The organism is Francisella sp. SYW-9 (assembly GCF_008711465.1).
Classification (GTDB): domain Bacteria; phylum Pseudomonadota; class Gammaproteobacteria; order Francisellales; family Francisellaceae; genus Francisella.
In genome coordinates this window covers 1-14,347 of the sequence record NZ_VXKQ01000042.1, presented here as the reverse complement: position 1 = coordinate 14,347, position 14,347 = coordinate 1, and the positions used below count along the sequence as shown (strand labels likewise).

The following is a 14,347-nucleotide window of genomic DNA, read 5'->3' as shown; positions in this document are numbered from 1 at the left end:
CCCTTTCCTTTTGGATTAGCCATAGCTGGCTAATGGTAGCTTAACACTAAACGCTTGAGAAATATGGTGGCTTATTTTATGGATAATATTAAACAAAAACTTCTTAAAGAAGTATTTAAAGTCCTTGATAATAACAAACAAGGTACTTACAATTTCAAAAAAGTTCGTAAGAACTTACTTCAAAGTATAACCAAAGACATTATTGATCTTGGTATACCTATTAAATCTTATCTTTCTTTCACTAATGATCATTTAATCGCCCTGCTAGATTACTGGCATGGTAAGGGCAATACTGTATCTACAATTATGAATAAACGCGCAATCTTAGTTTGGTTCTTAAAATTATTAGGATCTGATATTAATATACCTAGAGCCAAAGATTTAAATTTAACTAAGCTTAATCAACCAAAAGACTTCGTCTATATATCTGAAGATATAGTACACAAAGTACACCACCCTCTTTCTCACACAATTTTAGAGTTTCAACTATACTTTGGCTTAACAAAATTGGAATCTATCAAGATTAATTTAGACGAAGCTTTAAAAACTAAAGAGTTATATATTAATAAAAGATTAGCTTTTAATTCTAATGATAGGTTCATACCCATAGTATCAGATAATCAACGCCAAGCTATAGATAATCGATTAAACTATTTAAATGGTAAAGATACCCTACTAAATATTATTCCGCTATATGACATTGTAGCTCTTTATCATACTGAATTAATTTTGAATGATATACCTAAAAAAGCTGATTTAAGAAAATTCTTCATCCAAAAGAATTATTATAACTTTCAAAATAAGGGATCTGGTAAAAAAGAAATATATGAGCAGCTTTTAAGTCTTACTGGGTTTAGAAATAAGAAGGATCTTATCAAGGTAGCTTTCTCATGAGTAACACTAAATTTAAAAGAGCAAGACACTCTATAATCCAATTTGTCAAACATTCCGTTAATGATAAATCATATGCAACTCAAAATAGTATGAGAGAAAGACTTTGTAAATCAGCTAAAGACCTACATACTTTAGGGTATAAAATTATGAATATCAAAAATATTCAATCTAAACACATTGAAGCTTTAACTAAATACTGGATGGATCAGGGCTTATCGGTTGGATCAATCAAAAATAGATTATCTGATTTTAGGCTATTAGCTAATAAAATAGAAAGACCAGGTATCATTAAAGAACATAATAAAGATTATGGAATTCCTAATAGAAGCTATGTCCCTACTCAAAACAAAGCAATTACTGAAATTTATTTAGACAAGTTTACTGATAAATATTTAAGAACTTCTATAGAGCTTCAAAAAGAATTTGGTTTACGTAGAGAGGAATGTTTAAAAATTATTCCTAGTAAAGCATTACATATAGATTCATATGGTAATAGTTACTTAACTTTAGATGCAGCTTGGACTAAAGGTGGTGTTGGTAGAACAATAAAGATCGAAAAACAATCCCAGCTTGATGCTATAAACAAAGCTATTGAACTTGTTAGTAATAAATCATTAATACCGACAGATAAAACCTATATCCAACAAAGAAAGTTATACGACAGAGTAACACGCCTTCAAGGTTATTATAATTTGCATGGTTTAAGGCACGCTTATGCCCAAAAAAGGTATAATGAAATAACAGGCTGGGCTAGCCCTATTGCAGGTGGTCCAGCTAGAAAGAATTTAACTAAAGAACAAAAAATATTAGACAAGCAAGCTCGTATATGGATATCTCAAGAACTGGGACATTCTCGAGCTGAAATTACAAAGAATTATATAGGATAGAAAATGAATACTCATAATCCAGTTGCTGGTTTTTCAGCTAAAGATATTATTAAGAAATTTCATTGGTTAATTGATAGTGGTCTTAGTATTGAAGAGGCTATTCAAATCATTAAAAACCAAACGAATTTAGAAAGTGTAATTGAATATATAGATAACTATCTAAAGTCCAGGAGAAAAGCATGAGAGTATTTATAGCAGAGAAGCCTAGTCAAGCTAGGGATATTGCCAAGGTTATTGGTTGTAATAATAGGCGTGATGGCTATCTTGATGGTTCTAATACGATTGTGACTTATGGCTTTGGCCATCTCTTACAACCTGCTGATCCTGACAAATATGATGAGAGATATAAGAAATGGAATTTAAATGATCTTCCTATAATTCCTGATGTTTGGAAATTATCGCAAAATGAATCATCTAAAAAGCAATTAGCTATAGTTAAAGATTGTATATCTAAAGCTAGCGAAGTTGTAATAGCAACCGATGCTGATAGAGAAGGTGAGCTTATAGCTAGGTTAATACTAGGGTATGTTAGATATACTGGACCAATTAAAAGATTATGGTTATCTGCATTAGATGATGCATCTATTAGAAAAGCTTTGAATAACCTTAAAGCTGGTTCAGAGACTGAACCACTATTCCATGCTGGGCTAGGTAGACAACGTGCTGATTGGATAGCTGGGTTTAATTATACAAGAGCTTGTTCTTTAGTATATGGTGGCTATGGTAATGTATTTTCAGTAGGTAGAGTCCAAACACCAACTCTTAGATTAGTTGTTGAGAGAGATTTAGAGATAGAGAATTTTAAATCAAAGGACTTCTTTGGTATCACTGGTATATTTAGAGATCTTGAAGCTAATTGGATAGTACCTGAATCAGCTAAAGGAGATGAAGAAGGTAGATGTTTAGATGAATCTATAGTTAAAGCTGTTGTTGATAAATGCAAAGGCAAAGATGCTAAAGTTATAGAAGCGACTAAAAAAGCTAAAGAACAGAAAGCCCCTCTTTGTCTATCATTATCTGAATTACAAAAGCTAGCTAATACTCAATTTGGTTATGATGCTAAGAAAGTATTAGATATAGCCCAATCATTATATGAGAAACACAAGGCTACTACTTATCCAAGAACAGATTGTGGTTATCTACCTGAATCTCAAAAATCTGATATAGATACTATATTATCTAACTTAAAAGGCTTTGATGATGTAATAGCCCAATGTGATAGATCATTTATATCTAGAGTATGGAATGATAAGAAAGTAGCAGAAAGCTCGCACCACGCAATCATACCAACTACTAACCCTAATGTTAATCTTGATGCCATGACTGAGCAAGAAAGGAATACTTATAGATTAATTGCCAAATATTACCTTGCTCAGTTCATGGGCAATTACAAGTATAATGAATCTTTTATAGCTTTGGAATGTGAGAAAGAGCAATTTTCTACTAAAGGTATAGTGCCTACTTCTTTAGGTTGGAAACAGGTTATTAAACCAACCAAAGAAGAGGATAAAGATAATTCTAAAGAATTACCTCATGTAGAGCAAGGAGAAATGTTACCTTGTAAATCTTTGAAAATATTAAATAAAAAAACCACACCACCTGCTCACTATACTGATGCTACATTAATATCAGCTATGAAGAACTGTGGTAGAAAGGTAGACGATCAAGAAGCTAAAGAGATGTTAGCTGAAGTACAAGGTATTGGTACAGAAGCAACTAGAGCTGATGTTATAGAAACTCTTAAAAAGAGAGTTTATATAATTAAAAAAGGTAAGAGTATTATCTCTACAGATAAAGGCAGAGAAATAATCAAACAATTACCTGATGAATTATCATCTGTCATTATTACAGCTGAATGGGAACAAAAACTATCACAAATAGCTAAAGGAAAGTATGATTATAAGACTTTCATTAAAGAAATAGCTGACCTTACTACTAAAAATGTAGAGTTTATAATAGGTCAAAAAGGGAATATAAAGAAATTTGTACAACACCCTTGTCCTAAATGTCAAAGTGAATTAATACGTCTAAAATCAAAGCCTCCTAAGAAAGGCTTTTATTGGATGTGTAGTGAAAGAAAAAATGGTTGTGAAACATTTTTAGAGGACAGTCGTGGTAAACCTGTACAACCTAAAATATCTAAAGAAAAATGTCCTGACTGTGGTTCTGATCTTATCCAAAGAGATGGTAAGAAAGGCAAATGGTGGGGATGTACTGGATACCCTCAATGTGAAAGAACATTTGCAGATTCAAAAGGTAAACCTATAATAAAAAATGATAAACAACAAATAAATGGAGAAAAATAATGAAAAAGACAACAAAACTCTTTGTAGCTCTTGGTATATCTACACTTGCTTTAACAGGTTGTAGCAATACACAAATGGCTATCACAGGATTAGCTCTGGCTGGAGCTGCTGTTGGATATATGGCTTACGGTTGGATGAATGATCCTGATGCATCTAATGCATATGAGAAAACTCCTAATGAAGTTACTCAAGCTGTTAATGATGTTTTAAACTCATCAGGATATACAGTTATTAAAACTGAAACAGATAGTAAAGATAATACTCATATGATAGAGGCTCAAAATATTCAAGGTAAGAAAGTGGATTTTGCTATTAGCCCAGTAGCAGGTAATCCAAATCAAGCAAAACTATACATTAAGGGTACAACTATGGGTGGAGTATCTAAAGCTGAATCACAAATCCTTTTAAATAAAATAAATAAAAGACTGTTAGGATAAAATAGATTTATACTTTACAACATCTAGAAATTTGTTATATAGTTAATTTTGGCATTAAATTTTAAAATACTGCCAAAATATAAAATATAGGAGCTCATATGAATAAAAATGAATTAGTACATGAAATCGCTAAAGAAGCTGACATTACAATTACTGATGCTGAGAAATGTTTAAAAGCTTTCACTAATAGTGTTACACAGGCTCTAAAAACTAAACAAGATGTAACTCTTGTAGGTTTTGGCACATTCCAAGTTAAAAAAAGAAATGCTAGAGAAGGTAGAAATCCAAAAACTGGTGAAACTATTAAAATCAAAGCTACTACTGTACCAAGTTTTAAAGCTGGTAAGAATCTAAAGGAATCTGTTAATGGCTAAGTTAACACTAGCTCTGAATAACTATAAGGGGTTAATTGCACATAGCACCGAAAATTCTGAGAAATCTTCTGAAAAGAAAGTATCGTATACATTTGAGCATGATTTAAAAACAAAGATAAAATCATACCAACAAAATAGCTTAGAAAAATTTAATGAGTTAAATTGTGCTTTTAAGAGAAAAAATGACTCATAAATAGGCTACAAATTAAACCTCCGTTTTCTTTGTAGTGTAAAAACCATAAATTTTGTTTTTTCTGAAAACGCTGAAAGCATTGATATTAAAGGGATTGTTAAAAATGTATTGGACAAAATTGGTAAAAATGAAACAGCCTCAAACCATTGTGGTATATAGCTCTTAGATAGGTAGTCCAGAAAAATAAGTGCTATGTGCAATTAACCCCTTATGGTGATTTAAAATATATATCCAACCCAATGAAATTGCATGGAGACATCAGCATTTTCTATCCTTCAAGATTTACAAATACATAATATAACTATTATCTTCGTAATGTCACATTATTTTAAAGTATTTTTTACACTATTGACCAGTACGTGTTTATCACGTATAATATATTCATAGGAATTTGCTGGACCACAAATGTTTAAAACTAAAGTAATAATTACTGAGGATGTTGCAGATAACTTATATAAACTGCCCAAACAAGTAACTAATAAACTTATAGTTTGGCAAAAGCAAGTTAAGTTCTTAGGGATTAGAGAGGTTAGAAAAATAAAAGGATACCATGATGAACCCTTACATGGAGATAGAAAGGAACAAAGATCTTTTAGACTTAATAAGGCATATAGAGGCTTTTACATTACTGGTAAAGATGGAAAAGTAGAAATAGTAAAAGTCATTGACGTAAATAAACATAAATATTAAGGGGTAATGATAATGAATAAAGATGCTGAAAAAGTATTAAATGAGTTTATGGATGAGCCTTTTACTTTTGGGTTTCTAATTAAAACCATTCGCGAAACCGAATATGAAAACATGACTCAACAAAAATTTGCTGAGTTTTTAGGTATTAGTAAAAGCAGATTAAGTGACATAGAAAATAATAGATATAATGTATCTATTAAAAAAGCTATTGAATTAGCTAGAAAACTACAACAAAGTAAAAGATTTTTTGTAGCTACTGCAATTCAAGATATGTTAGTTGACAATAATCTAAATTATAAAATTGAATTGGTTACAGGTTAATATATTCCTTACCTGTTAAATCTAAATACGTAAACTGCGTAGAATATCACTTCTGCGAAGTTTTAAGAGTGATGAGTTTAATTTTAATTAAAATACGCTCGTGCACATTTGATTTAATGGTTGTAATAGTTTTCAAACAGGGGTAACTTATATAAAATTTATTAATAATATTGGTTATATATGAATCTTATAATTAATCAAATAATCAAAATAAATATTAGATATACATTAGCTAAAACATTATTACTTTTCATATCTGGATCGATTGGTGTATTTTTATTATCTTTAATGCTTACTCTAATAGAACATTATGATGTTTCTTTAAAGGAGCTGGTGCTCCCAGAATCATCATATAGAATGTTAATTCAGGGAGGCTTATGGACTATTTTGTTTATACTTCCAATATCGAGAAACATTTTTGTAAATAGTTTAATTATTGGTTCAATAGTTACTTTGTTTAACATGTTATTAGTAGTTAATATATTAGGAAAAGACTTTTTTTCTAACAATATCGTATTTGAAGCTTTTACCTACAGTTCAATATTAAACTATTTGTGGTCGATATTAGCCGCCACTTTATATTATTTAATCTCAATCATTATTAATTTTCTTATAAAACGTAAATTCATAAAACTATAAAAGAAAAAGCTTCATACATTATTTATTATTCTATAATAAAGTTATATCACTATGTCAAACTTATCTTAAAATTTCGCAGAAGTGATATTCTGCGCAGTATGAGATTGATATCTAAAATAAGTATGTTATAATGTTATAACAAGATTAAAGGAGAATAGCATATGAGTATAGAAGTATCAAAAAGAGAGTTTGTTCATAATGTATCTAAGTATGTTTCATTAGTCAAAGATACAGCAGATAAAATTATTGTTACCAATAGAGGAAAGGGTGAGTGTATTTTATCGGCCGTTAGCTCACAAAAGAAAGCTAGAAAAGAAGCCATAGCAAAAATAAGAAACAAATTTAAAGGTAAACTGAAATGTGACAATATTACAGAAACAGTGTTGCCAGAAATGGATTTATAATTATGCTGAGAAAACCTGTTGTCTTAGATACGTGTGCCATTGCTTATCTTTTCTTATCTGATGAGCTAGATACTAAACATCAAGTAAGCAAGGAATTATTATCTTATATTGAAGATAATGGGGCAGTTATTCTTTCAATATCTTTTGCTGAATTAGAATGTTTAACAAGAAAAAGCTATAACTCTCTATCATCTAAAGATGTGGATGAACTATATACTGAACTTTCAGAAACTTTTGATATAGTTGATATTGATACTGATTTATGGTTGGAAGCTGTTAGGTTAGAATGGGAGCATAAAGATCCAGCTGATAGGCTAATACTAGCTTATGCTAAATATTATAATTATCCTATAGCAACATCTGATCTTAAGATTAGAGGTTATTACAATAATACGATTATATAATGTGTCGTAATAATCAATAGAAAGTGACAGAGAGTTTTATACATGAGAGATAAAAAAGATATATTTGCGATTGCTAATGGTTTTTTAGGAAGAGATGATATTTTCAATCATCTCATTAACGGTAAGCTTATAGAGATTAGTCCAAATGATTACGAACCCAAATTTAGCGTCGATATTGATTATAATAAATCTAAAAAATATATATGTATACATCTTAACATAACTAATCAAAATAATTATTTAGATGCTTTCTTCTGTAATCAAGATATAAACTATAACACTTATCCAAATTTAAGTAGAGCATTAGAAAGACTAATAGAAGAAGAGTTTTTTCACTAATTTAAATAGATACTGTCAAGGGGGAATAAAATTTTGTTAGCTTTAAAAGGGTTACTTTACTGGTTGACAACTGCCGCATAACCAAGGTTTTACTTGATTAGGGGATTTCTGACATTTTTTAATAGATTCTTCACAGGACTTCTTATTAGGGGTTGTTTGCAGAGCCCTCCATTTTTTCGGTTTTTCAAATTTAACGATTCAAAAAGGTCTCTAGCTCTTCAATCAAAATATCAGCTAAACTCTCAAAGTTAACGTCATCACCTTTTGATAGAAACTTATAGCGTCCAACAAAATTTATATGTTGCCAAGCCACAGGAGAGATTTTATGCATTATCTTCTCAGCTTTTTCTTTACCATACTTCAAAAGAAGTTTCTCATAAACATTTGATAACAATATCGCATTATAAGCTATAGTACAGTTAGCAACTAATCGTGAAGCATGATTGTATAATTCATTTTCCATTGCTCTACCTCCTGAAAGAACCCCACTATGAACTTTTCTAATAGTTCGTTGTAGCTGATGGTATGCTTCAGTTCTATTTCTAGCTTTTTTTATATTTTTGCGTAGCTCTTCATCATTTATCAAATTTAAAATATGGGTTGTTCTGAATATTTTATTATACTCCCACAAGGCTTTCTTTAGTATTAAATTTCTCCTATGGGAAGATAGCTTCCTTACAATTGTTGCTTGAGTATTGTGCTGTAATATCAAAGATAATAGAACTCTAAGTATTTCTCTTTTTTGGCTTTTAATTAAAGAGATATCAACTTGTGACTTAGGTTTAAAAAATCCAGAATATTCATCGACTGGTCTTGTAGAATATAAATTATTCACTTGATCTTTAAGACTTGCAAAACTAGGAGTGAATTCAGTATCTATGGCATCTAATGCAACAAAATTCATCTGGTTTATTGAATGGTTATCACCAGTTAACATATCAATTTTCACATCTGTATTATTATGGTAGATTAGATCGAAAGCAAAATAGCTCTCATGCTCATTACAACCAATCACTCTAGAGTTAAGAGCTACATGGTTGGCTACTAATGTCATTATTGATATACCTTGAGAACTACCAAAATATTTTTTTGAATGTCTTGCCTGAATGGTTTTACGCTTAACCTTGTACTTTGAGCCATCTATGTCAGAAAGAATCTTATCTTCTTTGATACTCCATACTTTAAAGATAGGGAGTGAGAGTATTAAATTTGCGACTGCATCATTAGCCTCTTTAAGTGTTGATTTTCTAATAAAATTTGTTTGTGTTGAAGTTAGAGTATTGATATTGAGATTACATATCTCAGCCATTTTTTTGACTCCAAACCCAAATGCATCAGCTAGAATACAAGCCAAAAGAGATTTTTTATCAGGAGATTGTTTACTAAATCTTGGTTTGATATGAGTAAACTTTTTCCAAAGGTTTGCTTTATCCGAGATGATCAAAAGTAGGTCTGTAATGTCTATTTTATTAACAGAACTAAAGAAATTCTCTTTATATGATGAGTTATCAGCATCATAGCTTAAACTCCAACTGGAATCATCTGAGTTTAAAAGATTGAACCCAACATTCAAACCTTTACTAATATTACTATTTGTTCTAATCCATGCCTCATGGTTTAATTTTGAGATATTATCTAGATGCTCATCACAATATATAGGTATCTTACTATAACCATATTGCTCAGCAATATTTTCAATATTATCTAATACATCATCAGATACCAGATCATCTTTTAAATTTTTATACGAATGGCTGTCAGGACAAAATAACGTACCAGAATCAAAAGCATTATAAATTTTCTTGTATACATAGAATTCAAACCTAGTTGAATTAAGGTGATCATCTTCCCCTGACTTAAGATAATTTACTATATGCCCAGGAACTGTAACACCCAAATCATCTTTTATTTTGATTTTTGAAGGAGATTTACGTTTATTATAGTGATTTTTTAAAATATTGATTAGTTCAATAACTTGGCTATTTTTCCAACTATGGTCGAAATCAACATTCATTATTAATGGCCTTAAATAACAGGCAATAGCCCTGACTTTAGTCTCAATAAATTCCCATCTAGACTTCTCTCGATCGAAAGATTTACCCTCAATAGCATCCGCTATAATATTATAATCTTGTTCAGGTAAAACTTTATATGCTTCCTCTAAAAACATACGATGCGGCTGATTTGGATCTATTGATTTAGAAGATATTAACCTTAATATTGCAGATACTTTAGGATATGACTCATATAAAATAGCATTATGTTTCATCTCCTCAGAGCTAATATGCTCACTAGACAATCTATTTAGAGCTCTATAATGATATATAGGGTCTAATTAAATAAATGGCTCAAAAACTCCGCTTCTATCAAAATAGATATATATAAGTAGACTTATATGAATAGAATATAATTTACTATTCGCATAGGTTATATAAATGTGTTATATTATCTCTAATATATCTCTTCGCATAGTTTTATGGAACATATTTTGCTGATTGATAAGTTTATAAATTATCTGGATAGTACTGAAAAATCCCCTTCAACTTTAGTCAACTACAGACATGATCTAAATAGTTTTTCTAAGTGGTTTAATGAGTCTAATAAGTTTTCATTTGATGCTAACTTAATAACTGTGACAGATCTTAGAGAATATAAACATTATCTAATTGACTATCCTTTTAAACCAAAAACAATAAACCGTCGTTTGGGATCATTAAGAAGCTTTATCCAATGGTTATGGGATACCAATACTCTTAAAGACAAATTCCCACTACCAAAACTTGTTAAAGAAGATCAGCCTAAACCTAAATGGTTAGATAAGAACCAGCAGCATGCATTAATGAGACATTTGGATAGATATGGTAATAAAAGAGATACTCACATTATCGCTATATTTTTGAATACAGGTATGCGAGTACAAGAGTTTGTAAATCTACGTTGGTCTGATATTACAATTTCAGATAAAAAAGGTAATATCATGATTAGGTATAGTAAAGCTAACCGCTATAGAGAAGTTCCCTTAAATAAAGATGCTCGTTATGCCTTTATTGAATTAGGTTTTAAAGAGCATGCTGGCAAAAATGAATATGTGTTACAAGGCCAAAGAGGACATATCACTACTAGAGGAATTCAAATGATGGTTAAACGTCGAGTTGAATATACAGAGCTTGAGTTTATTACTCCTCACATTCTAAGACATACTTTCTGTAAAAACCTTGTTAATGCTGGAGTAGGACTAGAGCAAATTGCTATACTAGCTGGACATGAAACACTTGAAACCACTAAACTATATTGTCATCCATCAAAAGATGACTTGGCTGAATCTGTTGAACTTATCGGAGAATTAGACTAATGCCTCAGTTTCAAGTATTGCCAGAGTATGATGCACAGCAGTTTGATAAACCACCTAAATTCAATAATCAAGAAAGAGTATCACTGTTTACTATGGATAAGATACTGGAGCATGTTCTTATAAAAAGTCCTAATCAAGATGGTAGAGTAGGAGCTGTTCTTCAACTTGGATATTTTAAAGCTACAAATAAATTTTATAATATTGATTCATATAACAAGCAAGATATTCGTTATGTCTCTGATCTTCTGAATGTCGATTACAAAACTATAAACTTATTAAGAAATTATCCATCAGCTACCAAAAATAGGCACAAACGATTAATTCTAGAAGGTTTAGGTTATGAATCATTTCATAAGCATAAAGACTTATTTGATGAGACTATTAAAAATTTTGTTGCCAATCAAATGCTTCCAAGAAAAATCATCTACTCAGTTATAGATATTTTTACTGAGAAGAAAATTGAAACACCTAGTTATGATGCGTTTTGTAAATCAATAACAAATCATTTTAGAGACTTTGAATCAAGCAGTATTGAACAGCTTGATAAGCTTTTGACTGATAAACACAGAATAGCTTTGGACAGTTTACTAAATAAGGTAGATGACAGACATAAGTCTAACCACCTAATAGTTCAACTCAAATATATTAGCCATTCTGTTAAGCCAGGAATGATAAAAAATAGTATTGAGCTATTCGATACTCTTAAGGAAATATATGACCAGTTTTCTGACATTCTTCCTAAAATTAATTTATCAAATGAAGCTATTAGCTACTATGGTAAGTTAGTTATTAAGTATCAGGTCAATCAATTACACCAATTAGCAGAAGATACTAAGAGGTACCTTTACTTAATATGTTTTGTAATACATCAATACAAATGTTGGCAAGACACTTTCATAACTATATTTAAAAAGATTATAAGATCTTTCCATAACAAAGCTAATAAATCTAAAGAAGCCAGTCACATTGATAATGTTACTACAAAAAATGAGCATATTAATAATGTATCAATTGGATATAATCAATACCGTAGTACACTTATATCTATTGAGAAAGATGTTAAAGATAAAACCATAGATGACCAAGTATTCAGAGAATCTGTAGCTAAGGCAATTGATTCACTAAACAATAAAAACATAGACAAATGTTCAGACAGTATGAGCAGTTTACTTGATATTATTGATGTTGAAACAAAAGGCTCTACTTACTACCATAAAATGGATGAATTCTCTCGGAAGCTCCAAACAAGAGTTGCTGAACTTATAAATAGATTAGATTTTATCTTTGAATCCAATTGTAAAGACCTTAAAGAGGCAGTAGAGTTTTATTGCTCAGATATGAGTATAACTAAGACATCGGCACCAGATAGTTTCCTTGATGATATCTCGTATGAGCATATCTATAATAATGACTACTTTAAGATTTCACTTTACAAAAGTATGTTATACATAAAACTATATGAAGCAGTCAATAATGCTCAAGTTAGTCTCAAAAACTCTTATAAGTATCTACCAATAAAGCATTATATGATTGATGATGATTCATGGCATAAAAGCAAAGATGCTATTATAGAAAGACTAGGATTAGATCAGTTTAAGGATATTGATAAGATATTAATAGAACTACAAGCACGATTAGATAAGCAGTACTATAATGTTAATGAACGTATTGCTACTGGAAAAAATACTTATATACATTTTAATAGTAAAAAAGATGATAACCTTATTGTATATACTCCTAAACTAGAGAAACCAAACTATCAATCAATAGGTAATTATATAGGTGATCAAAATATACCTATCCTAAAATTGCTAACCAATCTAAATAAGTTTGCTAGATTTACTTCTCCTCTGACTCATTACAAAGTTAAATCAAAGGTAAAATTCCCAGGAGATGAACTATTTATAGCTGGTATATTTGCATTAGGTAGTGATATAGGACTTAGTCAATTAGCTAAGTCATCTATAGGTATCGAATATAATAAGCTAAATAATGCCGTTAAATGGTATTTTGAAGTAGAAAATCTTAATGCGATTAATAATCTACTAACTGACTTTATGAATAAGATGTCTCTACCTGATTTATTTAGAAAGGAGAAAAACTTTTTACATACCTCTACAGATGGAAGAAAAAGGTGTATTTCAGTTGAATCTCTATTAGCAAACTATTCGTATAAATATTTTGGCCATGGAAAAGGAATAAATATTTATCTGTTTGTTGATGAAAGAGGTATTTTATTTAACTCAACTGTATTTAGTAGTTCAGATAGAGACGCTCCTTATGTGATTGATAGTCTACTTCACAATGATAGCATTAAAAGTGATATGCACTCTACTGATACCCATGGGTATACAGAGAGCATATTTGCAATTAGTCACTTGCTTGGAATTACATTTGCTCCAAGAATAGCTAAGCTTTACAAACAAACTCTTTATTCATTTGAATCAATTAGAGATAGTCTAGTAGAAAAGGAGTATAAGATCTTACCTAGATATGTGATCAATAAGAGGCTAATCAAAGATCATTGGGATATGATACTTAGATTAGTAGCTTCTATAAAAAATAGAGATGTTAAAGCATCAACCATACTCAAGCGATTATCATCATATGACCATAAGCCTGAATTACAAAAAGCTATTCAAGAGTTTGGTAAAATCATCAAATCTATCTTTATACTTAACTATATAGATGATCTTGATCTACGCCAATCAATACAAAAGCAATTAAATAAAAGCGAATTGGCTAATAGATTTGCCAAGGCTGTATCATTTGCTCCTAACCAGGAAATTAATCAGATAGAGCAAGAGGATCAGGAAAAAGCAGCCATATGTAAGATGATTATTCAAAATGCTATTATCCTTTGGAATTACATAGAACTAACCAAACTCTTGATGAATGAATCAGATGAAGAGAAAAGGAAGCAAATAATTGAAGATATTAAAGAAAGTTCAATATTAACTTGGAAGCATGTAAATATGCTTGGTATATATGATTTTAGTAGGCTTAGTATTTCTAACGATCAAACTATAAATGCCAAGGAAATATTGGAATATAATGCAGCATAGAGAAAGAAGCGGAGTTTTAGTGCCAAATATTTAATAGGAGCC

The 14,347-nt window shown here is 30.3% G+C and carries 15 protein-coding genes; 14 read left to right on the top strand and 1 reads right to left on the bottom strand.

Annotation, left to right across the window (positions count from 1 at the left end; all coding sequences use genetic code 11):
- Positions 1–78: 78 nt before the first annotated feature.
- The 12 genes from F3D62_RS12045 (at position 79) to F3D62_RS11990 (ending at position 7,888) form a co-directional block, all read left to right on the top strand.
- Positions 79–894 carry a hypothetical protein gene (locus F3D62_RS12045; RefSeq protein WP_191092618.1) on the top strand — a complete coding sequence of 272 codons (816 nt, stop codon included), beginning with the start codon at positions 79–81 and terminating at the stop codon, positions 892–894.
- Complete coding sequence (locus F3D62_RS12040; protein WP_150468490.1) at positions 891–1,781, top strand: integrase domain-containing protein; 891 nt, start codon at positions 891–893, stop codon at positions 1,779–1,781. The genes F3D62_RS12045 and F3D62_RS12040 overlap by 4 nt, the downstream gene beginning before the upstream one ends.
- A 3-nt stretch (positions 1,782–1,784) precedes the next feature.
- Positions 1,785–1,964, top strand: coding sequence for a hypothetical protein (locus F3D62_RS12035; RefSeq protein WP_150468489.1), 180 nt, complete (start codon positions 1,785–1,787; stop codon positions 1,962–1,964).
- A complete protein-coding gene (locus F3D62_RS12030; protein ID WP_150468488.1) occupies positions 1,961–4,087 on the top strand; it encodes a DNA topoisomerase III in 2,127 nt (708 codons plus the stop codon). The genes F3D62_RS12035 and F3D62_RS12030 overlap by 4 nt, the downstream gene beginning before the upstream one ends.
- Complete coding sequence (locus F3D62_RS12025; protein ID WP_150468487.1) at positions 4,087–4,524, top strand: DUF3568 family protein; 438 nt, start codon at positions 4,087–4,089, stop codon at positions 4,522–4,524. The genes F3D62_RS12030 and F3D62_RS12025 overlap by 1 nt, the downstream gene beginning before the upstream one ends.
- Positions 4,525–4,622: 98 nt before the next feature.
- A complete protein-coding gene (locus F3D62_RS12020; RefSeq protein WP_150468486.1) occupies positions 4,623–4,898 on the top strand; it encodes an HU family DNA-binding protein in 276 nt (91 codons plus the stop codon).
- On the top strand, positions 4,891–5,091 hold the full coding sequence (locus F3D62_RS12015) for a hypothetical protein (protein WP_150468485.1): 201 nt from the start codon (positions 4,891–4,893) through the stop codon (positions 5,089–5,091). The genes F3D62_RS12020 and F3D62_RS12015 overlap by 8 nt, the downstream gene beginning before the upstream one ends.
- 405 nt (positions 5,092–5,496) lie before the next feature.
- Positions 5,497–5,781, top strand: a complete 285-nt coding sequence (locus tag F3D62_RS12010; protein ID WP_150468484.1) for a hypothetical protein — start codon at positions 5,497–5,499, stop codon at positions 5,779–5,781.
- Positions 5,782–5,793: 12 nt separating this feature from the next.
- Positions 5,794–6,102: a helix-turn-helix domain-containing protein gene (locus tag F3D62_RS12005; RefSeq protein ID WP_191092617.1), complete on the top strand. Its 309-nt coding sequence runs from the start codon at positions 5,794–5,796 to the stop codon at positions 6,100–6,102.
- 800 nt (positions 6,103–6,902) lie between these two features.
- Positions 6,903–7,145, top strand: coding sequence for a hypothetical protein (locus F3D62_RS12000; RefSeq protein ID WP_150468482.1), 243 nt, complete (start codon positions 6,903–6,905; stop codon positions 7,143–7,145).
- 2 nt (positions 7,146–7,147) lie between these two features.
- On the top strand, positions 7,148–7,549 hold the full coding sequence (locus tag F3D62_RS11995) for a type II toxin-antitoxin system VapC family toxin (protein ID WP_150468481.1): 402 nt from the start codon (positions 7,148–7,150) through the stop codon (positions 7,547–7,549).
- 42 nt (positions 7,550–7,591) lie between these two features.
- Positions 7,592–7,888 carry a hypothetical protein gene (locus tag F3D62_RS11990; protein WP_150468480.1) on the top strand — a complete coding sequence of 99 codons (297 nt, stop codon included), beginning with the start codon at positions 7,592–7,594 and terminating at the stop codon, positions 7,886–7,888.
- A gap of 190 nt (positions 7,889–8,078) precedes the next feature.
- Here the strand turns inward: F3D62_RS11990 and F3D62_RS11985 are convergent, their stop codons facing one another.
- Entirely contained in the window at positions 8,079–10,157 is a 2,079-nt protein-coding gene (locus F3D62_RS11985) for a Tn3 family transposase (protein ID WP_150468479.1), read from the bottom strand.
- Between the two features lie 207 nt (positions 10,158–10,364).
- Between F3D62_RS11985 and F3D62_RS11980 the strand changes: the two genes are divergently transcribed.
- Positions 10,365–11,240 (top strand): tyrosine-type recombinase/integrase, encoded by an 876-nt coding sequence (locus tag F3D62_RS11980; protein WP_150468478.1) that lies wholly within the window; start codon positions 10,365–10,367, stop codon positions 11,238–11,240.
- The gene (locus F3D62_RS11975; RefSeq protein WP_150468477.1) at positions 11,240–14,305 is read left to right on the top strand and encodes a Tn3 family transposase; all 3,066 of its coding nucleotides are present in this window, start codon (positions 11,240–11,242) and stop codon (positions 14,303–14,305) included. Before F3D62_RS11980 ends, F3D62_RS11975 begins: the two co-directional genes overlap by 1 nt.
- The last annotated feature ends 42 nt before the right edge of the window (positions 14,306–14,347 follow it).